Below are 22,456 nucleotides of genomic sequence, written 5' to 3' on the forward strand. Positions count from 1 at the left end.
GTGTGGATGGATTGATCAGAATTTTCATCAAACTAACATCTTTTTGTTTTATTTCATATTATGAGTAAGATCAAACAAATATAATTTTTACTTTTACGCCTTGGTTTTCAAAAACAGAGATTCTAAGTAAAAATGGTTGCAACAGGCAGAAAGTATGTATTTGATTTTGACAGTACGTTAACTAGGGTAGAGGCCTTGGATGTATTGGCCGAAATGACATTGGAAGGTAAATCCAACAAGGAGGAAATCATCAACGAGATCCAAAATATAACCAATCTTGGTATCGATGGGGATATTTCCTTTACAGAGTCGTTAGAGCGAAGAATTAAGTTGTTAAATGCCCACAAAGATCATTTAGATGGTTTGGTGAACGAGCTTAGACACAAAATATCAAAATCGATTGCCTCTAACAAAGAGTTTTTTGAAAAATATTCAGATGATATCTATGTTATATCATGTGGATTCAAAGAGTTTATAGATCCTATTGTAGAAGAGTACAATATACCGTCCGAAAGAGTGTATGCAAATACATTTAAGTTTGACAAGGACGGAAACATTATCGGTTTTGATGAGCATAATGTATTATCTCATCATAACGGAAAAATAGAATGCCTAAAGCAAATGAACTTGGACGGAGAGGTTCAGGTCATTGGAGACGGCTATAGTGATTATGTAATGAGGGAAGCGGGAATTGCAGATAAGTTTTTTGCATATACAGAAAATGTGCATAGAGATAAAGCTGCAAACAAAGCCGACCATATTGCCCCTAATTTAGATGAATTTTTATTTGTGAACGATTTGCCAAGAAATATATCCTACCCAAAGAACAGAATTAAGATCCTTTTATTGGAGAATGTGCACCCGGCAGCTTTTGAGAACCTATCTAAAGATGGTTTCTCTGTTGAGTTGGTAAAACATAGTCTTCCGGAAGAGGAATTGATAGAGAAAATTAAAAATGTCCATGTTTTGGGTATCCGATCAAAGACACAGGTTAACCAAAAGGTGTTGGACGCTGCAGAAAAATTATTGGTTGTAGGGGCGTTTTGTATCGGTACCACACAAATAGATCTTGATTATGCCAAGAAAAAAGGAGTGGTTGTTTTTAATGCTCCCTATAGCAATACAAGATCGGTCGTAGAATTGGCCATAGGAGAAATTATAATGTTAATGCGTAGCGTCTTTGCCAGAAGTTCGGAAATACATAACGGACAATGGCAAAAAACTGCTGCAGGGTCCCGTGAAGTGCGTGGTAAGAACCTAGGTATTGTAGGTTATGGTAACATAGGTAAACAATTGTCCGTATTGGCGGAAGCTATGGGTATGAAAGTGTACTACTATGACGTTAACGATCAACTTGCTATTGGTAATGCGGTAAAATGTAATACGTTAGAGGATTTATTGAGTGTTTCAGATGTAGTTACCCTTCATGTAGATGATAATAAGGCCAATAAGAACTTTATTGGGGCCAGGGAAATAAACCAAATGAAGAAAGGGGCTATGTTGATCAATCTCTCAAGAGGTTTTGTGGTCGATATAGATGCTTTGGCAGAAGGTCTCGAAAGTGGTAAGATTGCAGGGGCGGCAGTAGATGTGTATCCTGAGGAGCCAAGAAGTAACGGTGAATTTAAAACTAAGCTGCAGGGCTTTCCAAATGTTATATTAACACCTCATGTTGGTGGTAGTACAGAGGAGGCCCAGAGAGATATTGCCGATTTTGTGCCCAATAAAATAATGGATTACATTAACTCTGGTAATACGGTAGATGCGGTTAACTTTCCTAATATAAGGTTGCCGAAACAGAATAAAGTTCATAGATTTTTGCACATACATAAAAATGTACCGGGAATCATGGCAAAGATCAATGAAGTATTGGCGAAATATGAACTTAATATATCAAGCCAGTACCTTTCTACCGATAGCGAAGTGGGGTATGTAATTACCGATTTGGACAAAGAATACAACAAAGATGTGATCAAGGCCCTTAAAAAGGTAGAGAATACAATTAAATTTAGGGTATTGTACTAGTCTTATTTATGGTGATAAGGCTCATTTCTTAAAATGGTAAAAGCTCGGTAGATCTGCTCTATCACGAATAATCGAACCATTTGGTGAGAGAAGGTCATTTTTGAAAGACTGATCTTACCGGCGGCTTTATTGTATATTTCTTGGCTAAAACCATAAGGTCCTCCGATCAAGAATACCAATTGCTTTATACCTGAGTTCATCTTCTTTTGTAAATAGGTAGAAAACTCTATAGAGGTATACTGTTTGCCTTTTTCGTCCAAAAGAATCAAAACATCTGTATTGGAGAGTTGTTTTAAGATCAATTCCCCTTCTTTTGTCTTCTGCTGATCTTCAGTAAGGTTTTTGGTTTTCTTTAAATCGGGAATAATTTCTATTTCGAAATTTATATAATGCCCCAATCGCCTTTCGTATAGGTCTATAAGGTTTTGTAATTCAGAACTATCGGTTTTGCCTATGGCCAGTAGTTTAATCGTCATATTTCAAAAGTAAATCAATTTCACAAAATGGATTCGTATTTTAGCATATAACAAGTTATAATTATGATTACGCAAGAACAATTTGATAAAGAAATAAAGGGGATAATAGCCAATGCGATCAGGGAAGATGTCGGGGATGGAGACCATAGTTCTTTGGCCTGTATTCCAGAAGAGGCTACGGGTAAAGCTAAATTATTGGTGAAGGACGAAGGTGTTATTGCGGGTGTGGCATTAGCAAAACAGGTTTTTGAGTATGTTGATAAGGACTTGAGGGTAACTACTTTAATAGAAGATGGCGCAAGGGTAAAATACGGCGATATCGTTTTTTATGTAGAAGGAAGATCGCAAAGTATATTAAAAGCGGAAAGGTTGGTGTTAAATGCCATGCAACGAATGAGTGCAATAGCTACAAAAACAGACTTTTTTGTGGGCCTCTTAAACGGTACTGGAACTAAAATACTGGACACCAGAAAAACAACACCTGGAATAAGAGCGTTAGAGAAATGGGCCGTAAAAATAGGGGGAGGGGAAAATCATAGGTTTGCGCTCTATGATATGATAATGCTAAAAGATAATCATATAGATTTTGCAGGTGGGGTCACGAAGGCCATAGAGAAAACAAAGGCTTATTTAAAAGAAACAGGAAGAGATCTTAAAATTATTGTAGAAGCAAGAAATCTTGAAGAAATAAGGGAGATTTTAAAAACCGAAGGTGTATACCGCATACTTATAGATAATTTTAATTATGAAGATACCCGAGAGGCCGTAAGGTTGATCGGTAATAAGTGTTTAACCGAATCGTCTGGTGGAATCAATGAGAAAACCATTCGTAAATATGCGGAATGTGGCGTAGATTATATTTCTTCGGGAGCCCTAACGCATTCTGTTTATAACATGGACCTAAGTCTAAAAGCTGTGTAAATGTCTGCAGAGATAGAAGAGAAGCTGGATAAAATACCGATTATAAACAAGCTCGTTAAATTATTAAAAAGAATAAAGTTACCGGGATTTGAGGGATTGTCCATTTATGATCTAATGGAGATGTATGTTAGCGGGATCGTGCAAGGTGCCCTATCCTCAAGGGCAAGTGCCATTTCTTTTAGTCTTTTTATGGCATTGTTCCCCTTGTTGATTTTTATGGTTACCCTCGTGCCATATTTGGTAGACTACGTCAGTATCAAAAATGCGGATTTTGAGCTAGAGTTTCAAATTTTTTTAGAATCGTTTTTACCTAATGCGACAGGAGATTACTTCGGGGAAGTGTTTCAGCAGATCAAAGATCAAAAACGGGGAGGATTGTTGTCATCGGCATTTTTGCTTTCGATATTTCTGATTGCCAATGGTGTAAATTCTATCTTTGGAGGATTTGAGACCTCTTACCACATAGAGTTGAGACGTAACTTTTTTAGACAATATCTATATGCATTGATGGTAGGGTTAATATTGGCAATTTTAATAATCGTCGGTTTTATTGCATATGTATATTTCGAATTTTATGTGCTGGGCTATTTAACCGAGTTTGCGGCAAAACAAGGTGGTTATGTATTGGGTGACGATGATATTATCGGGGTGCAGATAGCAAAAGTTCTTTTCTTTGTTATACTCTCTTATTTCACGACGGCCGTTCTCTACTATTTTGGTACAAAAGAGGGTAAACAGGCCAGTTTCTTTTCCGTTGGGTCTTTAATGACAACGATTTTATTTTTGTTGACTTCATATTTGTTCGGTATTTATGTTGAAAAATTTGCCAGATATAATGAACTTTATGGGGCTTTGGGGGGATTATTGATATTAATGGTCTATATATGGTTAAATTCCAATATATTGCTACTTGGTTTTGAGTTGAACGCATCATTAAATTCCTTACGGAGAATCAGTAAAAAAGAATGATAGATTATAAAAAAAGTATCCTTGTATTATTTATGGTATGCCTTACAAACTTTGTATCGGCACAGAGTGTTTTTGGTAAATGGAAAACCATAGATGATCGTACAGGTAATCCAAAAGGGATTATTAATATCTATGAAAAAGATGGGCTTATGTACGGTTTTGTAGAGAAGATACTGGAAAAAGGTAAGGAGGATGCAACTTGCCATAAGTGCGAAGGTGAACTAAAGGATAAACCCGTGGTGGGCATGGAAATAATTACCGCTGCCGAAAAGCATGGCGATGGGGAGTGGAAGGGGAAAAGGCTTTTTGATCCCGAACAAGCAATGACTTTTCGTTGTAAAATATGGTTGAACCCCCATAACCCCAATGAGTTAAAAGTAAGAGGGTATCTTGCGTTTATCTACCGTACTCAAACCTGGTTGCGAGTAGAAGAATAAAAATAATGTCACATTTTATAGATGTCATATTACCAATTCCCTTAGAAAGGCTGTTTACCTATAGTGTTACTTCTGGTCAGGCAAATGAGATAAAGCCCGGCATGAGGGTTTCTGTTCCTTTTGGCAAATCAAAAATATATACGGGATTGGTCCATAGCGTGCATCAAAAAGCACCAGAGGCATACGAGGCTAAGGAAATAGACCAAATATTGGATTATGAGCCCATAGTTACGGTTACACAGATACAACATTGGGAGTGGATCGCCGAATACTACATGTGTACATTGGGCGAGGTATTAAGAAGTGCCCTGCCTTCCGCTTTCTTGCTTGAAAGTGAGACCTTGGTCTTGCGCAACATGGAGGCGGATGTTAAAGAGAGCGATTTAAAAGACGATGAATTTTTGGTTTTTGAGGCGCTTCAGCATCAATCGGTATTAAAAGTACAGGAAGTGGCCGTTATCGTGGATAGGAAGAATGTGTTGCCGGTACTCAATAGATTATTGAAAAAAAAGGTAATTCATTTAAAAGAGGAGGTTTTTGAGCAGTACAGGCCAAAATTGGTGAAGTACATAAGATTGGGGGAGGCATACACCTCCGACGAATCTTTGGAAACCTTGCTGGAATCTTTGACAAGGGCACCAAAACAGAGTCAAGTCGTGCTGGCCCTGTTTCAGTTGTTGGGGCAGACGAAGAAGCCTATTTCTGTGGCAGATCTAGAGAAGGCTAGTAATAGCTCAAAGGCTGTAATCAAAGCTTTGGTGGATAAGGAAATTCTGGAAGAATATTTTATTAGAACAGATAGGGTGAATTATGACGGTTCCGATTACAATGCAGCTATAAAAGACCTGAACGAATATCAAAAAGAAGCCCTTCGGAATATAGAAAAGTCTTTTAATGATAAAAAAGTTACCCTTTTAAAAGGGGTTACTTCTTCTGGGAAAACAGAAGTATATGTAAAGTTGATAGAAGCTTGTTTGGCTACGGGGAAACAAGTGCTGTATCTATTGCCAGAGATCGCTTTGACCACTCAGCTCATATCAAGGTTGCAAGAGTATTTTGGGGAAAAGATCACGGTATATCATTCTAAATATAATGTACATGAAAGGGTAGAGGTTTGGAACAATGTGCTGAACCAAGAGCCAAAGGCCCAAATAGTAATAGGGGCAAGGTCGTCTTTGTTTCTCCCTTTTAGAAATCTAGGGCTGTTAATAGTAGATGAGGAGCATGAGTCTTCCTTTAAACAATTTGATCCATCCCCAAGATATCATGCAAGAGATGCGGCCATCGTCTTGGCCAATTTTCATAGGGCAAATGTTCTTTTAGGCTCCGCTACACCAAGTATAGAAAGTTATTACAATGCAAAAACGGGTAAATATGGTTATGCTGAGATAAACAGGCGTTTTGGCAATGTTTTAATGCCCGATATAGAGTTGGTTGATATTAAAGAGGCGCATCGCAAGAGGAGAATGAAAGGGCATTTTTCTGAACGCTTGATGGAGGAGATACAAGAAGCTTTAGATATGGGTGAACAGGTAATCTTATTTCAAAATAGAAGGGGGTATGCCCCTGTTTTGGAATGTTTGACCTGCGGACATACACCACAATGTCCCAATTGCGATGTAAGTTTGACGTATCACCAATACAGAAAGCAAATACGGTGTCATTATTGCGGTTACCACGCGGCACTCCCCGAAAGTTGCTTTGCCTGTGGAAGTCCCGATCTTGATACTAAAGGTTTTGGCACCCAACAAATAGAGGAAGAGGTCTTAAAATTGTTTCCAGAAGTTAGGGTGGGGAGAATGGATCTGGACACGACCAGGGGCAAGCATGCCTATGAAAAGATTATTACCTCTTTTGAACAGCAAGAGCTCGATATATTAATAGGCACACAAATGCTTACCAAGGGGCTGGATTTTAGAAATGTAAGCCTTGTAGGTGTTATGCAGGCAGATACACTTTTGAATTTCCCTGATTATAGGGCGCATGAAAAGGCCTTTCAGTTATTGACCCAGGTTTCGGGCAGGGCGGGAAGAACCAAAAAAAGGGGTAAGGTAATCATACAGAGCTACAATCCGTACCATCAAATATTAAAACAGGTAACTACCGGAGATTATGATGAAATGTATAAAGAGCAGCTCTATGAAAGGGAGCAATATAAATATCCTCCCATAAACAGGGTGGTTAAGATTACTTTTAAGCATAAAAATTATAACATTCTCAATGAGGCTGCCGATTGGTTTGCCGGTGCTTTGAGGAATAATTTCGGGGGAACTGTTCTAGGGCCAGAATATCCTCCGGTTTCCCGAATCAGAAATCAATATTTGAAACATATCTTGGTCAAGATTTCAAAAAATGATTCTTTGGCACGCAGTAAACGGAATATTAAAAGAATAGAAAAGTCGTTTAATGCCATTTCTATGTATAGAAGTGTTCGGGTCATATATAACGTAGATCACATATAAAATAAAAAAACCGCCATTTGGCGGTTTTTTCTATAATAAGTAAAATATATTCATATACACTGTTAAACGTTACTAAGTGCCTCGGCCAATTCGGTTTTCTTGTTTCTACTCAATGGAATAGATCTGCCGCTTACCTCAACATTTTTACTATTGAATTTTTCTACCTTTTCCAAGTTAACGATATAAGACTTGTGTATTCTTAAAAACTTATCTTGGGGCAACTGTTTTTCAAAAGATTTCATTGTTGATAAAATTACGATATTGGCTTCGTCGGTAACCAATTTTATGTAATCGCCCAAGGCTTCTATCCACTTGATATCGTTTAAAATAACCTTTCTTTTCTTTAGGTTGCTTTTAACAAAGATGTGTTCTTCATCTTCGACCACCCTGTTCATTTGCTCGTATTTGGCAACGGCTCTTTTTACAGAGGCGTCAAAACGTGCCATGGTGATAGGCTTGTGCAAATAGTCGGTTACATCATAATCAAATGCCTTTAAGGCGTAATCCGGTTTTCCTGTAATTAATATTACTTGAGGGCTGTTTTCCAGGGACTCCAGTAGGTCGAATCCTGTAATGATAGGCATCTCAACATCAAGAAAAATCAAATCGATTTCATTGTTCTTGATACCGTTTTTTGCTTCGATAGCATTACTGTACTCCGCTACCATGGCCAAGTTGGGGTGGTTGTTTACCAACTTTGCGACGGCCATCCTCTGCATAGACGAATCGTCAACGATAATACTTCTTAATTTCATAAGGGCTGATTTGTGGGGTTAAATCATCGACAAATAACCGAAAAAACACGTTCAACTGCAACAAAAGATGTAAACAATGCTTTAATATCTGTGTAAATGGCGATGACCATTGGATTATTTAAGATTTGGTTCGTTCAATTTTATTATATTCTCCTAGGTATAACGAATAAATTTCCCTTTTCTTATAATTATTTTAAAATAATATCTATTTTTGCACTCCTTAAAATAAAATATAATTATGAACCATTACGAAACTGTTTTCATTTTGAATCCCGTTCTATCTGATGTTCAGATAGAGGAAACAGTTAAGAAATTTGAAGATTTCTTAATTAACAATGGAGCCAAAATGGTAGCCAAAGAAAATTGGGGCCTAAAGAAATTGGCGTATCCCATCCAAAACAAAAAGAGTGGTTTTTACCACTTGTTCGAATTTACTAGTGCAGGTGAGGTAATAATGCCTTACGAGCAAGAGTTTAGGAGAGATGAACGCGTTATGAGATTTTTGACCGTTAAACTGGACAAACATGCGATTGCGTGGGCAGAAAAAAGAAGAACAAGAAACAAAACCGCTAAAGCTTAAGTATTATGTCAACATTACAACAACAAGCAAAAGGTAAAAAGGATGGGGAGATAAGGTATCTTACCCCGTTGAACATTGAGACCAACACAAAAAAGAAGTATTGTAGATTTAAAAAATCTGGAATCAAGTATGTTGATTACAAAGATGCTGACTTTTTGATGAAATTGGTGAACGAGCAAGGTAAGTTATTACCAAGAAGACTTACAGGAACTTCCTTGAAGTACCAAAGAAAAGTAGCCCAAGCGGTAAAGAGAGCTCGTCATTTGGCGTTAATGCCATATGTTGGTGATTTATTAAAATAAAAGAAAAGAATCATGGAGCTTATATTAAAGCAAGACGTAGAAAATTTAGGTTTTAAAGACGATTTGGTCAATGTTAAGAACGGTTATGGTAGAAATTACCTTATACCAAAAGGCTTGGCGACAATGGCAACTCCTTCTGCTAAAAAAGTTTTGGCAGAAAACCTAAAACAAAGAGCACACAAAGAAAAGAAAGTTGTTGAAGCTGCAACGAAGGTAGCCGATGCCCTAAAAGCATTGGAATTGAAAATTGCCGCTAAAACAGGTGCCGGAGACAAATTATTCGGATCTGTTACCAATAATGACTTGGCCGAGGCACTTGCCAAAGAGGGTCATACCATAGAAAAGAAGTTTATCAGTATTCAAGGTGGTGCCGTAAAAAGGACCGGACCTTACAATGCTCAGATTAGACTTCATAGAGAGGTAATCGTTGACTTTGCTTTTGAAGTAGTCGCAGAAAAAAAATAATTTGAGGAAATATTAATGTTTAAGCCTTTCAGGAAACTGAAAGGCTTATTTGTTTTTGCTTTTCATGAAATATACAAGACTTACAAAAGAACAACTAGAGGAACTTCACCAAGAATTCATAAATTTTTTGGCAACACAGTCCATTACAAAAAGTGAATGGGATGATATTAAGGCTAACAAACCGGAAGTAGCGGAAGAAGAGCTGGATATCTTTAGTGATCTGGTTTGGGAGGGTGTATTGACGAAAGTGAAGTATTTGGAAAATATCTCAAAACAGCAAATGCATTTATTTCATTTGACGGATAAAGAGATGAAGTTGATTGCCGTAAAGGTTTTAAACCCCGAAATAGATTTGACCACGAAAGTTGGTTTTGATTGGTTTAAAAGAAATTGGCAATCTGATTTTGTGGATTATATGACCGCATCAAAAGCGTATACCGAAGATCGTAATCAAGATAAATTTGAATTGATACGACAAGGTGCCGTAATAACAAAAGGAGAATTGTACCAGTGGTTTGATAAAGTGATCGGATAAAGCGATATTTGCCCGTCTATTCAATCCTTAATACAGCTTATAAGAAATTTTTTAATGGCACAGAAACCATCTATACCAAAGGGGACCAGAGATTTTACACCATCCGAAGTCATAAAACGAAATTACATTTTCGACATTGTAAAAAAGCATTTTCAAATTTTCGGTTTTCAACCTATTGAAACTCCTTCTTTTGAAAACTCGGATACGCTAATGGGTAAATATGGAGATGAAGGAGATCGCTTGATCTTTAAGATCTTGAACTCTGGAGATTACCTGACCAAAGTAGATGAAGAGCTGTATAAGTCTAAAAATAGCGCAAAAATTACCTCAAAGATATCTGAGAAGGCTCTAAGGTACGATTTAACGGTCCCTTTTGCCCGATACGTTGTCATGCATCAAAATGAGTTGAATTTTCCATTTAAACGGTATCAGATACAGCCGGTATGGAGGGCAGATAGACCTCAAAAAGGAAGATTTAGGGAATTTTATCAATGTGATGCAGATGTTGTTGGGTCAAATTCGCTTCTTCAAGAAATAGAGTTGATTCAACTTTACGATGCGGTATTTACCGATTTACAATTAAAGGGCGCCACTATAAAATTAAACAACCGAAAAATATTGGCCGGTATAGCAGAGGTTATAGGGGCAAAAGATTTACTGGTCGATTTTACCGTAGCTCTTGATAAATTGGACAAAATAGGGGAAGAAGGGGTCAAAAAGGAAATGCTTTCCAAGGGCATTTCCGAAACGGCCATTGAAAAAGCTTCTCCATTGTTTAACTTAAGTGGCAGTAATGTAGACCAGTTACAAATGCTGGGTGATCTATTAAAAGATTCTGAAGAAGGTAGTAAGGGCGTGGATGAATTGTGCTTTATTGTGGAGGCAGTTGCAAGTTTAGGCCTGCAATCTTCTAACCTTGCCATTGATGTTACATTGGCAAGGGGGCTAAATTACTACACCGGTGCTATTTTTGAAGTGTCGGCTCCAAAGGGTGTTTTCATGGGGTCTATTGGTGGTGGAGGAAGATACGATGACCTAACCGGAATTTTTGGGCTGAAAGATGTTAGTGGTGTAGGTATTTCCTTCGGACTGGACCGTATTTATTTGGTGTTGGAAGAGCTTTCGCTTTTTCCAGAGGCCATAGATAGGTCTTTGGATGTGTTGTGTCTTAATTTTGGAAATATGGAAGGAATGGCGGCACTTAAATTGACTACTGTGCTTAGAAATGCCGGTATAAAGGCCGATTTGTATCCGTCTGCGGCAAAACTGAACAAACAGTTTAAGTACGCCAACAGTAGAAATGTGCCCTATGTAATTCTCTTGGGTGAACAAGAATTGATAGATGGTTCTTTTGTTGTGAAGAATATGGAGAGTGGAGAGCAAAAGACCTATTCCATAGATAATGCACAAGAATTTATAGATACCTTATAAACGTTGATCTATGGAGGCCAACACGGTACGGTAGTAATCAAGGTCATGAGGTACATATTTCTGGGAAAAATCTGCCCGTAAGAGCTCTTCTTTAAATTGCTCAAAGGGAATTAAGGCAAGTTTCTCTACCTCACTTTCTTGTTTTGTAAGTTTGCTTAAAGGTGCTTGTAAAAGGCATATATAGGTGTGGTGAAATTCGGCATCTATCAATGTTTCGGAGTGTTTTTGTAATGATTTGAAGGTTCCTATTTTTTCTAATTGATGTGCAGGCAGATCATCTAGTCCTATTTCTTCCGAAATTTCCCGTAATGCCGATGTTTCGATACTTTCACCTGCGCTCACATGTCCGGCTACTGAAACATCCCAAAGTAGGGGGTAGGTATCTTTGTTCTTTCCTCTTTGTTGTATAAGAATTTCTTTGTGATCCGTATAGAACCAAACGTGAACGGTAGCATGGAACAATCCTTTACGGTGAGCTTCTGATTTCATGGCGGTTGTACCTGTTGGTTCTCCGTTCTCCGATAAAATGTCTACAAGTTCGTCCATGGCAAAGAGATTGTTGAATACGGGTGTTTAAAAAGAGGGCGAAGCCGATAAAATAATTCTTATTTCGACTTCGCCCTCATATCAATTTAGTTTTCCTTTTTGTTATTTAATCAAAATAGCTAAAAGTTTCGCCTTCTTTTATATTCAACAACGTTTCATAAATTAATCTGATTACATTTTCTACATCGTCTTTATGAACTGTTTCTACCGTCGTATGCATATAACGCAATGGCAAAGAGATCAATGCGGAGGCAACACCACCGTTACTATACGCGAAAGCATCCGTATCTGTCCCTGTCATTCTAGAGGCGGCCATACGTTGAAAAGGAATGTTTTTGGACTCTGCGGTCTCTATAATGCGCTCTCTTAATTTGTTCTGTACTGCAGGTGCGTAAGAAATAACGGGTCCGGCACCTATTTCTGTATGTCCCTGTGTTTTTTTCTCTATCATAGGGGTCGTAGTGTCATGGCAAACATCGGTAACGATGGCAACATTCGGTTTAATCGTTTGTGTAATCATTTCGGCGCCCCTTAAGCCAATTTCTTCTTGTACCGAGTTGGTGATATAGAGTCCAAAAGGCAGTTTCTTTTTATTCTCGTGCAGTAATCTTGCCACCTCTGCAATCATAAATCCACCGGCACGGTTATCTATGGCCCTACACACGAATTTATTATTGTTTAGAACATGGAAGGTGTCTGGGTAGGTGATGACACAACCTACGTGTACCCCCATTTTTTCGACCTCGTCCTTATCCTTGGCACCTATATCAATAAAAATGTTGTCCAGTTTGGGAGACTCTTCTTTCTCGTTTTTTCTTGTGTGGATCGCTGGCCACCCAAAAACACCTTTTACGATGCCCTTTTTGGTGTGTATGTTTACCCATTTGCTAGGGGCGATCTGGTGGTCGCTTCCCCCGTTTCTAATAACGTATAAAAGTCCGTTATCGGTAATATAGTTTACGTACCATGATATCTCATCGGAATGCCCTTCTATAACTACTTTATAGTCGGCATCGGGATTTATGACCCCTACAGCTGTGCCATAAGTGTCTGTTATAAAGGTGTCTACGTATGGTTTTAGGTAATCCATCCATAATTTTTGCCCTTCCCATTCATAACCGGTAGGAGCTGCATTGTTCAGGTATTTTTCAAAAAATGCCAGAGATTCTTTTGTGATGATATCTTTTTTAGCCATGTATGTTTTGTTTAACTACAAACTTAGTAATATTCACCTGTTTTTAATAATATGCTCTGCCAATAATCGTTAATTTTGGCAAGGCTTTTGTTTAAATTTTGAGTATGGGAAAAAATACTTGTTTTCTGATAATCGTAATTCTTGCCATGTTTAAAACCATGGGGCAAGTAGAGGAGCAGGTTTTAGATTCTGTATCCGAGAAAATGATAATCATAGCAGGAGATTCTTTGGTGCAAAGTTCAATTGCGCTTGAAGAGGCCTATGTGTTCGGAAAGCTTAAATTTTCTTCTTATGATGAAAAATTAAGGTATTATATTCTTAGAAGAAAGACACATAAAGTTTACCCATACGCAAAATTGGCGGCTGAGCGATTGGTGGAACTCAATGATAGTTTGGCGAAAATTACAAAAACCAGAAAACGTAAAAAGTATACCAAAAAGGTACAGAAATATATAGAGGAGGAATTTTCGGAAGAATTAAAAAAGCTCACAAGAACTGAAGGTCAGATATTGGTAAAACTAATTTATAGGCAAACGGGATCCACAGCATTTGATCTGGTGAAGGATTTGAGAAATGGATGGAGGGCCTTTTGGTATAATACTACGGCCAAACTTTTTAAAATTAGTATAAAGGAAGAGTTTCATCCCGATTTGGTAGAAGAGGATTATTTAATTGAGGATATCCTACAACGGGCTTTTGCGTCCGGAAAATTGGAAAGGCAAGAAACGGTTTTAGATTACAATTATGATGAATTGTATAACAAGTGGAGGAAACCTACCAAAAAAAGGGACGTTCACCAACAAAAGAACCAATAACTAAGATTTAGGTTTTTTTGTTCCAAAAAGCGAGTCTACGATGGTGGAAATGCCTTTAAATCCCATGTATACGGCGGCAATGGCCAAAATAATACCGATAATCAATACCGGCCAATAAAATGGGTGGCCTTCATTTTTAAAAGCCTGCCAAATAACAAAAGGGGCCAAAAACATTAAGATCAAGGTGTACCCCAATTTTTTTAATCCTTTCAACATCATTTCCTTGTCGGTTCTCATTCTATTGTAATAGTTTGTTTAAATTCTTGAACAACTGCAAAATATCCCAAGGCAAAGCTATTGGTTTGTTCTATACTTTGTAACTCATCAATATCCTCTATGCCGGTAATATTGAAAATGTTTCCCCTTACCGTTGCCGCAGGGGTTTGAAAAGGGCCTTGCTCCCCGCTTGATGACTGTACGATGACTTGATTCATATAGTTATAAAAAGATTCGTCCGCACCCAATATACTGATATCGATTTCTTGTCCTGGTTTTATACTGTCGCCATAGAAATATGAAAATTCAAATTCCTGACCCTGATAAAACTCATCTTCCGATACAAGGTATTCATTGAAATCAAAATCAAAAATGTAGAAATCATCTCGGGTGCCATCATCTGTAAAACTAATAATTACCTCGGTTTCGTCACCGGAAAATAAAGATTCGTTTCCTTGTTCCAATTTGTTGATGGGCGATGTTGGAACAAACTCCGTTTCGGCGTAATATTTCTCTTTGTTATACTCTATTTGGAGCGATAGTTTACCCGTTGTAAAAAAAGAAGTTTCTTTTGTGCCCTCGTAAATGCCCGGGGCAACTTCAAAAAAGAACAGCACATTTGATTTTGAAGGGTCTTCGGGGGTATAATCTAGATTTTGAATAAAGACGCTCTTTACCGATAATGGTTCGTTATTGTCAAAAAAGGAGCTGCTTAGGTTTATTCTAATGCGTGCCGTTGTATTTGTTAACGTTGTATCCAGCCTTATAACCGCATCTACCGAAAGTCTGGGAGGTTCGGTCGGTGTATCTACATCTACCACGTCTTCACATGAGGTCAAAAGGGCTATCGTCCACAGAAAATAGAATATCTTTTTCATATGTTACAACTTAAAGTTATAGGTTACCGCCGGTACTATTCCGAAAATAGAGGTTCTCACGGCTTCATTAGCTCCTGTATCGTCATTTCTTCTAAAATTTATGGAGGCGGCATTTTTCTTATTGTAAACGTTATATAGACTAAATACCCATTCTCCTTTAATTTTTTTGTTCTTGTTTTTTTTGGGTGTCAGCGTTGCGGAAATATCCAATCGGTTATATGCTGGTAAACGCTCCTTGTTTCTTGCCCCATAGTAGGGTACCGTTAAACCTTGAAATTCATATTGTCCTATCGGATAGTTTGTTGGTTGGCCGGTCTGATATACAAAATTGGCGTTTAAGTTCCATTTGTCATTTAGATCATAACTTGCGTATATTGAAATATCGTGTGTTTTGTCATAAGGAGTGTTGTACCACTCCCCAAAATTTATTCCTGTTTCCGTTACATTGCTCAAAGGTAGGCTTCTTCCGGGTGTACGTTGTTCAGACTTTGATAAGGTGTAGGCCAGCCAACCTTGAAATTTACCCTCATTTTTGCGCAAAAGTAATTCCAGGCCGTATGCCCTTGCCTCACCATTGAGAATTACTTGTTCAATGGCATTATTCGCAATTAGGTTAGCTCCGTCAATATAATCTATTCTATTTTGAACACCCTTATAAAAGATTTCGGTTTCCATAGAATAGGTTGCATCCTTAAAGTTTCTAAAATAACCAAGGGCATATTGATCTAGTAATTGGGGTTTTATAAAAGGTCCGCTCGGCGTCCAGACATCCAATGGAGTGGGGGAGCTTGTGTTCGAAAGCAAATGCAGGTACTGGGCCAGCCTTGTGTAACTTGCCTTTATTGAGCTATTATCGTTTAAAGTGTAAGATAAAGATGCCCTGGGTTCAAAGTTGGTATAAGAAGCAAGGCTTTTGCCTTTTTCAGGGTTTATGACATCTATAGGCGAGGCTTCTTTATATATGAGTAAAATGGGGTCATAGTCTACCGGATTATCATTGGTATATACGTTTAGTTCATCTTGACCTAGCCTATTAAAATAACTAAATCGTAGTCCGTAACCTAAACTTAGGTTGCTGGTTAACCGATGTTCAAAATCAACATATGCGGCAAACTCATTCGCGTACTTTTGTATAAGTTGCTCTTCTACAATTCCAGAATTTGTGTTGGAGGGCTCAATTTTTCCCGGATTAAATTGGTAGTAAATATTGTTTATGCCATAGTTGACCTGAAGTTTGTCGTTTACATAATGTTTTAGATCATATTTAAGATTGAAGTTTTGAATTCCTGAATTCCAATTAAATCCGACAAAATCCAATTTTAGGCCGTAATAGTAATCGGAATATATTAAGGAAAGATTGGAAAACAGTTTGTCGGAGAACAGATGGTTCCAACGAAAATTTCCTACGGCATTGCCATAGGTGTTTACAAAACTGTCACTTATACCAAACACGTCTCTTCCAAAATAGCCAGAAAGGAAGATATTGTTCTTATCGTTGACCTTATAATTGAATTTTGTATTAAGGTCATAGAAATAGGCGGTATTGTCAACATCGAACAAGGGCAAAAATAAGTGTGCATATGAGGCTCTGCCACCTACTAAAAATGCCGCTTTCCCTTTTTTTATCGGACCTTCGGCCAAAAGCCTACTGGCAACGGCCCCTATTCCTCCGTTTATTTTAAATTCATTGCTATTACCTTCTTTCTGAAAAATATCCAAAACAGAAGATACCCGGCCTCCGTAGCGTGCGGGAATACCTCCTTTATATAGTTTTATGTCCTTAATGGCATCTGGATTAAAAACAGAAAAGAAACCGAATAAATGAGAGGAATTAAAAATGATGGCTTCATCTAACAGAATTAGATTTTGATCTGCCGAACCGCCACGTACATTAAATCCCGAAGCTCCTTCTCCTGCATTGGTAACACCGGGCAATAGTAATATAGATTTAATAACATCTGCCTCACCTAGAATTACCGGAATTTTTTTGATGGTCCCGACAGAAAGGGTATTTACGCTCATCTGTGGTTTTCGTATATCCATTCTTTCAACATTTTCTGTCACGACCACTTCTTGTAGTTGCTCAGCTTCTTCTGAAAGTTTAAAGTCTACTTTTTGATCCTGGGTAAGAGAGATGTTCTGAACAATGCTTTTAAAACCTAGATAGCTAACAATTACTTGATACTCGCCTTCGGGTAAGGTTATCGAGTAAAAGCCATACTCATTGGTGGTAACACCTGTATTTAACGAAGGGAAGGCTATGGTAACACCGATTAGGGTTTCATTGCTGTTTTCTTCCGTTACCGACCCGCTTAAGGTATATTTCTGTTGAGAAAATGACAGGGGGCCATTAAAAAGGAATACAAGTAAAAATAGCCAGATAGGCTTCTTCATTTAGAATTTTTTATTAAAAATAAAGAGAAATTATGTAAGCGTTCAATTCTAAGCGATTAATAAAAAAGACAAGGCCTCTTTTTAGAGGCCTTGTTATAAGAGTTTTAGATTGTATCTAGAATACTATTAAATGTATTGCTGGGACGCATTGCCTTTGATTCCAAAGAAGGGTCTGGCTTGTAATAGCCTCCTATGTCTTGTGGGCTTCCCTGTGCTTTTAACAATTCGTCCAAGATTTGTTTCTCCTTTTCTTTCAAATCGGCACTAATTGTAGAGAAAATAGCTTTTAGCTCTGAATCCTCATTTTGTTCGGCCAAAGCTTCTGCCCAGTACATTGCCAAATAAAAATGACTGCCCCTGGTATCCAATTCGTTTACTTTTCTAGAAGGTGATCTGTCGTTTACCAAGAATTTTTCGGTGGCACTGTCCAATGCCTCACCAAGTATTTTTGCCTTATTGTTGTTGTTTTTTTCACCGTAAAATTCCAACGAAACACCCAATGCCAAAAATTCGCCCAAAGAATCCCATCTTAAATGGCCTTCTTCTAAAAATTGCTCCACATGTTTAGGGGCCGAACCTCCTGCTCCTGTTTCAAAAAGTCCTCCTCCGTTCATCAACGGAACTATGGATAACATTTTGGCACTTGTTCCTACCTCAAGAATAGGAAAAAGGTCCGTAAGGTAATCTCTAAGAACATTACCAGAAACAGAGATGGTGTCTTTACCTTCCTTGATTCTTTTTAATGTGAATATGGTAGCCTCTTCTGGAGAGAGAATACGTATGTCCAGACCTTCAGTATTCTGTTGCGGTAAATAAGTATTTACTTTTTTGATCAACTCTTGATCGTGTGCACGATTTTCATCAAGCCAAAAAACAGCAGGATCTTTCGTTGCCCTAGCTCTAGAAACCGCTAGTTTTATCCAATCCTGTATAGGCGCATCTTTAACTTGGCACATACGCCAAATGTCACCGGCCTCTACTGAATGTTCCATAAGAATACTACCAGAGTTTAGGTCTATTACCTCTACCTTGCCATTTTCTTTAATTTCGAAGGTTTTGTCATGAGAGCCGTATTCTTCGGCCTTTTGGGCCATAAGACCTACGTTTGGTACAGTTCCCATAGTAGTTGGGTCAAATGCCCCATGTTCTTTACAAAAGTCGATCGTTGCAGAATAAACACCAGCATAGCTACTATCGGGTATTACCGCTTTGGTATCTTGTGGTTTTCCTTCGGCATTCCACATTTGTCCAGAATTTCTGATCATGGCCGGCATAGATGCATCGATAATTACATCGCTGGGAACATGAAGATTGGTAATGCCTTTATCTGAGTTCACCATGGCAAGTGCAGGCCTGTTGCTTAAAACAGATGTGATTTCATTTTCGATTTCTGACCTTTCACTCTCAGGTAATTCATTTAATTTATTAAACAATACTTCAAGGCCGTCATTTGGATTTATTCCTAGCTTATCAAAAGTGGCTTCGTACTTTGTAAAAACCGGTTTCAAGAATGTTTCTACCACATGACCAAAAATGATAGGGTCGGAGACCTTCATCATTGTCGCCTTTAGGTGAACCGAAAACAATACTCCTTTTTCTTTTGCGTCCGCAATCTGTTCCTCTAGAAAATCCAACAAAGCTTTTTTGCTTAGGACAGTCGCATCAATAATTTCACCGTCTAGCAAAGAAATTTTTTCTTTTAAAATTTCTTTTTTGCCATCTGTAGTATTCAATACAATTTGTATATCGGTCGCTTTGTCTACGGTAACCGATTTTTCGTTGGATTTAAAATCGCCGTGAGACATAGTGGCCACGTGCGTTTTTGAGTCATGGGACCAAGCTCCCATACTATGTGGATTTTGTTTCGCATAGTTCTTAACTGCCCTAGGGGCCCTTCTGTCAGAGTTTCCTTCTCTTAATACAGGGTTTACGGCACTTCCCTTAATCTTGTCGTATTTGGCTTTTACCTCTTTCTCTTCGTCTGAAGTAGGTTCGTCCGGGTAATCGGGTAAATTATATCCTTTGTCCTGTAATTCTGAAATGGCTTCTTTTAATTGGGGAATGGAAGCGCTAATGTTTGGTAATTTGATAATATTCGCCTCAGGGCTTTTGGCCAGTTTGCCTAATTCGTCCAAATCATTGGAAACTCTTTGTTCCGGTGTTAGGTAATCCGAAAAAACGGCAGCTATTCTTCCGGCCAAGGAAATATCCTTGGTTTCGATTTCTATTCCTGAAGTTTTGGTAAATGCTTTAACAATTGGTAGAAAGGATGAAGTGGCCAAAGCTGGAGCTTCATCCGTTTTAGTATAAAAAATTTTGGACATTAGTTTGTTAATTTTAAATTTAAGCGGTGTAAAGATACGATTTTATCTAGGCTTAAATGCGGGGAGTCTCCTTAATATTTAAGGGTTTTGCAAAGATTTGTTCAATAGCAAAAGCCATATCGATATATAAATATATGGATATGGCTTTTTAGAAATAGTTTACAGACATATTGTTTTGATTTTATTCAAAACTGCAACCCTTGATTGCTTCTGCGTCACTATATCAACGTTTGACCTGTATTTTGGTCTTAATTATAGAACCAAGCACCTACTCTACATGTCTTTTTTGTTGTCTTAACAAATCAACTTTTCCACTTTTGACGGTAAAAAAATGTTTGTCTATAATAATCTTAAGAGCGACAGCCCTTAATTTTATTACTCACCTTTCCCAATTTTTTCAGAGAAAATCTTAAGATTGGTTAAACAACAATATAAAGAACGTAAACTTTATAGTGTATAGAAAACAACAAACTTTCCGTTCAGATATTTTCTATTTCACACTTAAATATAGTAATTATTTTTAAATAAACACCAATATTATAAACAATTAATAATGAACATGTTATAAACATGTCTTTTTAACAATTGTTCATAAAAAAACACCGATACGTAAGTATCGGTGTTTTAATAATATTATTGAGTTGAAATTATGATCTAATTTCCTTGATTCTAGCTTTTTTACCGGTTAAGCCTCTGAAATAGTAAATGCGGGATCTACGTACTTTACCTCTCTTGTTAACCTCTATTTTTTGTAGTGCAGGTAAATTAATAGGGAATATACGCTCAACACCTACGGTTCCAGACATTTTTCTAATGGTAAACGTCTCAGTGGCACCAGTTCCTCTACGTTGTATAACTACACCTTTGAAAAACTGTGTACGTGTTTTTTCACCTTCCTTAATTTCATAATAAACAGTGATAGTATCACCTGCCGAAAATTCAGGAAATTCTTTTTTCTCTACAAATTCGTCTTGAACAAACTTAATTAATGATTCCATTTTGATTTTAATATAGGAATTAGATTAAAACAACTTTCACGATTCTCGTCAGAGGTTGATTTAACAGGGTGCAAAAATAGTTTTAATATTATTACCTGCAAATATTTTTCTGTTTTATTTTGATATCACATTACCTTAAAAGGTCAGGTCTCATTTTTTTGGTCCGTTCCAGGGCTTTTTCTTCCCGCCATTGTTCAATTTTACCAAAATTTCCGCTCAGTAATACTTCAGGAACCTTCATTCCTTTATAATCTGCAGGTCTTGTATATACGGGCGGGGCTAATAAATCGTCTTGAAAACTATCTGTCAGTGCAGATGTCTCATCGTTTAAGACGCCGGGAAGCAATCGTATAATAGTATCGCAAAGTACAGCTGCACCCAATTCTCCGCCAGAAAGTACGTAATCTCCTATCGAAATCTCTTTGGTTATAAAAGCATCCCTAACCCTTTGGTCTACACCTTTATAGTGGCCACATAGTATAATAATATTCTTTAGTAGCGATAAACCGTTTGAAGTTTTTTGATCAAGGGTTTCGCCATCTGGGGTCATGTATATTATTTCGTCGTAACTACGTTGAGATTTTAGATCGCTAATACATTTGTCTATAGGCTCTATCATCATTACCATTCCGGCACCTCCCCCAAACTGGTAATCGTCTACCTGTTTGTAGTTGTTGTCGGTATAATCCCTTAAATTATGGAAATGGACTTCTACCAGTCCTTTTTCTATGGCTCTTTTCATAATAGAGGCCTCAAAAGGACTTTTTAGTAGTCCTGGTAATACTGTTATGATGTCGATTCGCATAATACTTATTAGGAAATAACGTTGTTTAGCGGTTCAAAAGTAGTGAAAACAATGAGATTTTTTCTGTTTGCTTTCGTGGATAATTTTAGAATGAATGGTGTGGTGGAGTAGTGGATATAATGGATACTTAACGTACGGTAGGTGAAGGTTAATGCGGTGCGGTATGATAGGACTCAAAAAAAACAAGCCCCATATATGGGGCTTGTTTTCTATGTTACTTAGCTTTTTTTTGCTTGTTAAGTTCGTCTTGCAATTGGCGGCTTATCTTTTGCTCTCGTTCCAGCGCCCTGCGTCGATGGTCTTCATATTCTTTTTCCAGTTCGGACAAGTTTTGTTTTGCTTCCTGTGTTAGAATATTGCTATTTCTAAACTTGTATATGAATATGCCCAGTAGCAAGAAAAGTCCGGCAATTATCGTCCACAAAATAATGTTATAGGTAGCTTTTGAAACCAAGATTCCTAAGAAAGACATGCTGTCTTTTTGTTCTGTTACGGCAGCAAGGTTAGTGGTAGTTTCGTCAAGCTTTTTATTTAAAGAGGTAATCGTGGTCTCATGTTCTGAAATGGTATTTTTTAACTCCGATATTTTTTTGTTGAAACCTGCGATGGAATCCAGAACGTTCTTTCTTAATTTGTAAAGATTCGATTCTTTTACCACTTCGTACCGTACTCCATCTGCACGATAATTACCGGATTTCTTGGATACATAATCGAATTGGCCACTTATGGGGCCTTCGTCAAGAGATAGTTTTTCTTCATTTTCTGTTTCCTGCGCAAATTGTAAATTAACACTAAGTAGGATTGTTAACAAACATAGTAATCTTAAGATCTTCATTCGTTTAAAAAATTGCCGTTAAAAAATGATTTAGAGAAGACTAAAGTAATTGAATAAAATCAATTAAGAAAAAAAAACACCTAAAGCTTGTC

The 22,456-nt window shown here is 37.6% G+C and carries 22 protein-coding genes; 11 read left to right on the top strand and 11 right to left on the bottom strand.

What is annotated here, in order from left to right; translation table 11 throughout:
• Nucleotides 1-132 precede the first annotated feature (132 nt).
• The gene (serA, locus tag AB657_RS02850; RefSeq protein WP_047245114.1) at nt 133-2,025 is read left to right on the top strand and encodes a phosphoglycerate dehydrogenase; all 1,893 of its coding nucleotides are present in this window, start codon (nt 133-135) and stop codon (nt 2,023-2,025) included.
• Between the two features lie 2 nt (nt 2,026-2,027).
• Here the strand turns inward: serA and rlmH are convergent, their stop codons facing one another.
• A complete protein-coding gene (gene rlmH / locus AB657_RS02855) occupies nt 2,028-2,501 on the bottom strand; it encodes a 23S rRNA (pseudouridine(1915)-N(3))-methyltransferase RlmH (RefSeq protein ID WP_047245115.1) in 474 nt (157 codons plus the stop codon).
• Nucleotides 2,502-2,564: 63 nt separating this feature from the next.
• Between rlmH and nadC the strand changes: the two genes are divergently transcribed.
• The 4 genes from nadC to priA are packed head-to-tail and all read left to right on the top strand — an operon-like array spanning nt 2,565 to nt 7,290.
• On the top strand, nt 2,565-3,422 hold the full coding sequence (gene nadC, locus AB657_RS02860; protein WP_047245116.1) for a carboxylating nicotinate-nucleotide diphosphorylase: 858 nt from the start codon (nt 2,565-2,567) through the stop codon (nt 3,420-3,422).
• Nucleotides 3,423-4,391 carry a YihY/virulence factor BrkB family protein gene (locus AB657_RS02865; RefSeq protein ID WP_047245117.1) on the top strand — a complete coding sequence of 323 codons (969 nt, stop codon included), beginning with the start codon at nt 3,423-3,425 and terminating at the stop codon, nt 4,389-4,391.
• Nucleotides 4,388-4,828, top strand: a complete 441-nt coding sequence (locus AB657_RS02870; RefSeq protein WP_084696364.1) for a DUF2147 domain-containing protein — start codon at nt 4,388-4,390, stop codon at nt 4,826-4,828. Before AB657_RS02865 ends, AB657_RS02870 begins: the two co-directional genes overlap by 4 nt.
• A 5-nt stretch (nt 4,829-4,833) precedes the next feature.
• Entirely contained in the window at nt 4,834-7,290 is a 2,457-nt protein-coding gene (gene priA, locus AB657_RS02875) for a replication restart helicase PriA (RefSeq protein ID WP_047245118.1), read from the top strand.
• Between the two features lie 62 nt (nt 7,291-7,352).
• Here the strand turns inward: priA and AB657_RS02880 are convergent, their stop codons facing one another.
• On the bottom strand, nt 7,353-8,045 hold the full coding sequence (locus AB657_RS02880; protein WP_047245119.1) for a LytR/AlgR family response regulator transcription factor: 693 nt from the start codon (nt 8,043-8,045) through the stop codon (nt 7,353-7,355).
• A 238-nt stretch (nt 8,046-8,283) separates the two neighbouring features.
• Between AB657_RS02880 and rpsF the strand changes: the two genes are divergently transcribed.
• From rpsF to hisS, 5 genes are all read left to right on the top strand, one after another.
• Nucleotides 8,284-8,625, top strand: a complete 342-nt coding sequence (gene rpsF / locus AB657_RS02885) for a 30S ribosomal protein S6 (RefSeq protein WP_047245120.1) — start codon at nt 8,284-8,286, stop codon at nt 8,623-8,625.
• A gap of 5 nt (nt 8,626-8,630) precedes the next feature.
• Complete coding sequence (rpsR, locus tag AB657_RS02890) at nt 8,631-8,927, top strand: 30S ribosomal protein S18 (protein WP_047245121.1); 297 nt, start codon at nt 8,631-8,633, stop codon at nt 8,925-8,927.
• Between the two features lie 12 nt (nt 8,928-8,939).
• Complete coding sequence (rplI, locus tag AB657_RS02895) at nt 8,940-9,392, top strand: 50S ribosomal protein L9 (RefSeq protein WP_047245122.1); 453 nt, start codon at nt 8,940-8,942, stop codon at nt 9,390-9,392.
• A gap of 64 nt (nt 9,393-9,456) precedes the next feature.
• A complete protein-coding gene (locus AB657_RS02900) occupies nt 9,457-9,927 on the top strand; it encodes a DUF6495 family protein (RefSeq protein WP_047245123.1) in 471 nt (156 codons plus the stop codon).
• A 54-nt stretch (nt 9,928-9,981) separates the two neighbouring features.
• Nucleotides 9,982-11,358: a histidine--tRNA ligase gene (gene hisS, locus AB657_RS02905; protein ID WP_047245124.1), complete on the top strand. Its 1,377-nt coding sequence runs from the start codon at nt 9,982-9,984 to the stop codon at nt 11,356-11,358.
• Here hisS and AB657_RS02910 read toward each other — a convergent pair.
• Together AB657_RS02910 and AB657_RS02915 are read right to left on the bottom strand one after the other, a co-directional pair.
• Entirely contained in the window at nt 11,353-11,904 is a 552-nt protein-coding gene (locus tag AB657_RS02910; protein ID WP_047245125.1) for an NUDIX hydrolase, read from the bottom strand. The two genes, hisS and AB657_RS02910, sit on opposite strands and share 6 nt — an antisense overlap.
• A 106-nt stretch (nt 11,905-12,010) precedes the next feature.
• Nucleotides 12,011-13,099, bottom strand: a complete 1,089-nt coding sequence (locus tag AB657_RS02915) for a M42 family metallopeptidase (RefSeq protein ID WP_047245126.1) — start codon at nt 13,097-13,099, stop codon at nt 12,011-12,013.
• A 104-nt stretch (nt 13,100-13,203) separates the two neighbouring features.
• On the opposite strand from AB657_RS02915, the gene AB657_RS02920 reads away from it, so the two are divergent.
• Entirely contained in the window at nt 13,204-13,914 is a 711-nt protein-coding gene (locus AB657_RS02920; protein WP_052958607.1) for a DUF4294 domain-containing protein, read from the top strand.
• Here the strand turns inward: AB657_RS02920 and AB657_RS02925 are convergent, their stop codons facing one another.
• The 7 genes from AB657_RS02925 to AB657_RS02955 all read right to left on the bottom strand — a co-directional run bounded on the left by AB657_RS02925 (nt 13,915) and on the right by AB657_RS02955 (nt 22,340).
• The gene (locus tag AB657_RS02925; RefSeq protein WP_047245127.1) at nt 13,915-14,151 is read right to left on the bottom strand and encodes a DUF6095 family protein; all 237 of its coding nucleotides are present in this window, start codon (nt 14,149-14,151) and stop codon (nt 13,915-13,917) included.
• Nucleotides 14,148-15,008: a DUF4249 family protein gene (locus AB657_RS02930; protein WP_047245128.1), complete on the bottom strand. Its 861-nt coding sequence runs from the start codon at nt 15,006-15,008 to the stop codon at nt 14,148-14,150. The genes AB657_RS02925 and AB657_RS02930 overlap by 4 nt, the downstream gene beginning before the upstream one ends.
• A 3-nt stretch (nt 15,009-15,011) precedes the next feature.
• On the bottom strand, nt 15,012-17,402 hold the full coding sequence (locus AB657_RS02935; protein ID WP_047245129.1) for a TonB-dependent receptor: 2,391 nt from the start codon (nt 17,400-17,402) through the stop codon (nt 15,012-15,014).
• A gap of 104 nt (nt 17,403-17,506) precedes the next feature.
• Nucleotides 17,507-19,726 (bottom strand): NADP-dependent isocitrate dehydrogenase, encoded by a 2,220-nt coding sequence (locus AB657_RS02940; protein ID WP_047245130.1) that lies wholly within the window; start codon nt 19,724-19,726, stop codon nt 17,507-17,509.
• Between the two features lie 647 nt (nt 19,727-20,373).
• Entirely contained in the window at nt 20,374-20,724 is a 351-nt protein-coding gene (gene rplS, locus AB657_RS02945) for a 50S ribosomal protein L19 (protein ID WP_047245131.1), read from the bottom strand.
• Nucleotides 20,725-20,854: 130 nt separating this feature from the next.
• Nucleotides 20,855-21,529, bottom strand: coding sequence for a tRNA (guanosine(37)-N1)-methyltransferase TrmD (trmD, locus tag AB657_RS02950; protein WP_047245132.1), 675 nt, complete (start codon nt 21,527-21,529; stop codon nt 20,855-20,857).
• Between the two features lie 214 nt (nt 21,530-21,743).
• Complete coding sequence (locus tag AB657_RS02955) at nt 21,744-22,340, bottom strand: tRNA (guanine-N1)-methyltransferase (RefSeq protein WP_316933206.1); 597 nt, start codon at nt 22,338-22,340, stop codon at nt 21,744-21,746.
• Nucleotides 22,341-22,456 lie beyond the last annotated feature (116 nt).

This window comes from Maribacter thermophilus (genome assembly GCF_001020565.1).
In the GTDB taxonomy this organism is placed as follows: Bacteria; Bacteroidota; Bacteroidia; order Flavobacteriales; family Flavobacteriaceae; genus Maribacter; species Maribacter thermophilus.

Coding starts and splice junctions, on each gene's coding strand:
- serA (WP_047245114.1), top strand. CDS start 133: ATGGTTGCAACAGGCAGAAAGTATGTATTTGATTTTGACAGTACGTTA.
- rlmH (WP_047245115.1), bottom strand. CDS start 2,501: ATGACGATTAAACTACTGGCCATAGGCAAAACCGATAGTTCTGAATTA.
- nadC (WP_047245116.1), top strand. CDS start 2,565: ATGATTACGCAAGAACAATTTGATAAAGAAATAAAGGGGATAATAGCC.
- AB657_RS02865 (WP_047245117.1), top strand. CDS start 3,423: ATGTCTGCAGAGATAGAAGAGAAGCTGGATAAAATACCGATTATAAAC.
- AB657_RS02870 (WP_084696364.1), top strand. CDS start 4,388: ATGATAGATTATAAAAAAAGTATCCTTGTATTATTTATGGTATGCCTT.
- priA (WP_047245118.1), top strand. CDS start 4,834: ATGTCACATTTTATAGATGTCATATTACCAATTCCCTTAGAAAGGCTG.
- AB657_RS02880 (WP_047245119.1), bottom strand. CDS start 8,045: ATGAAATTAAGAAGTATTATCGTTGACGATTCGTCTATGCAGAGGATG.
- rpsF (WP_047245120.1), top strand. CDS start 8,284: ATGAACCATTACGAAACTGTTTTCATTTTGAATCCCGTTCTATCTGAT.
- rpsR (WP_047245121.1), top strand. CDS start 8,631: ATGTCAACATTACAACAACAAGCAAAAGGTAAAAAGGATGGGGAGATA.
- rplI (WP_047245122.1), top strand. CDS start 8,940: ATGGAGCTTATATTAAAGCAAGACGTAGAAAATTTAGGTTTTAAAGAC.
- AB657_RS02900 (WP_047245123.1), top strand. CDS start 9,457: ATGAAATATACAAGACTTACAAAAGAACAACTAGAGGAACTTCACCAA.
- hisS (WP_047245124.1), top strand. CDS start 9,982: ATGGCACAGAAACCATCTATACCAAAGGGGACCAGAGATTTTACACCA.
- AB657_RS02910 (WP_047245125.1), bottom strand. CDS start 11,904: ATGGACGAACTTGTAGACATTTTATCGGAGAACGGAGAACCAACAGGT.
- AB657_RS02915 (WP_047245126.1), bottom strand. CDS start 13,099: ATGGCTAAAAAAGATATCATCACAAAAGAATCTCTGGCATTTTTTGAA.
- AB657_RS02920 (WP_052958607.1), top strand. CDS start 13,204: ATGGGAAAAAATACTTGTTTTCTGATAATCGTAATTCTTGCCATGTTT.
- AB657_RS02925 (WP_047245127.1), bottom strand. CDS start 14,151: ATGAGAACCGACAAGGAAATGATGTTGAAAGGATTAAAAAAATTGGGG.
- AB657_RS02930 (WP_047245128.1), bottom strand. CDS start 15,008: ATGAAAAAGATATTCTATTTTCTGTGGACGATAGCCCTTTTGACCTCA.
- AB657_RS02935 (WP_047245129.1), bottom strand. CDS start 17,402: ATGAAGAAGCCTATCTGGCTATTTTTACTTGTATTCCTTTTTAATGGC.
- AB657_RS02940 (WP_047245130.1), bottom strand. CDS start 19,726: ATGTCCAAAATTTTTTATACTAAAACGGATGAAGCTCCAGCTTTGGCC.
- rplS (WP_047245131.1), bottom strand. CDS start 20,724: ATGGAATCATTAATTAAGTTTGTTCAAGACGAATTTGTAGAGAAAAAA.
- trmD (WP_047245132.1), bottom strand. CDS start 21,529: ATGCGAATCGACATCATAACAGTATTACCAGGACTACTAAAAAGTCCT.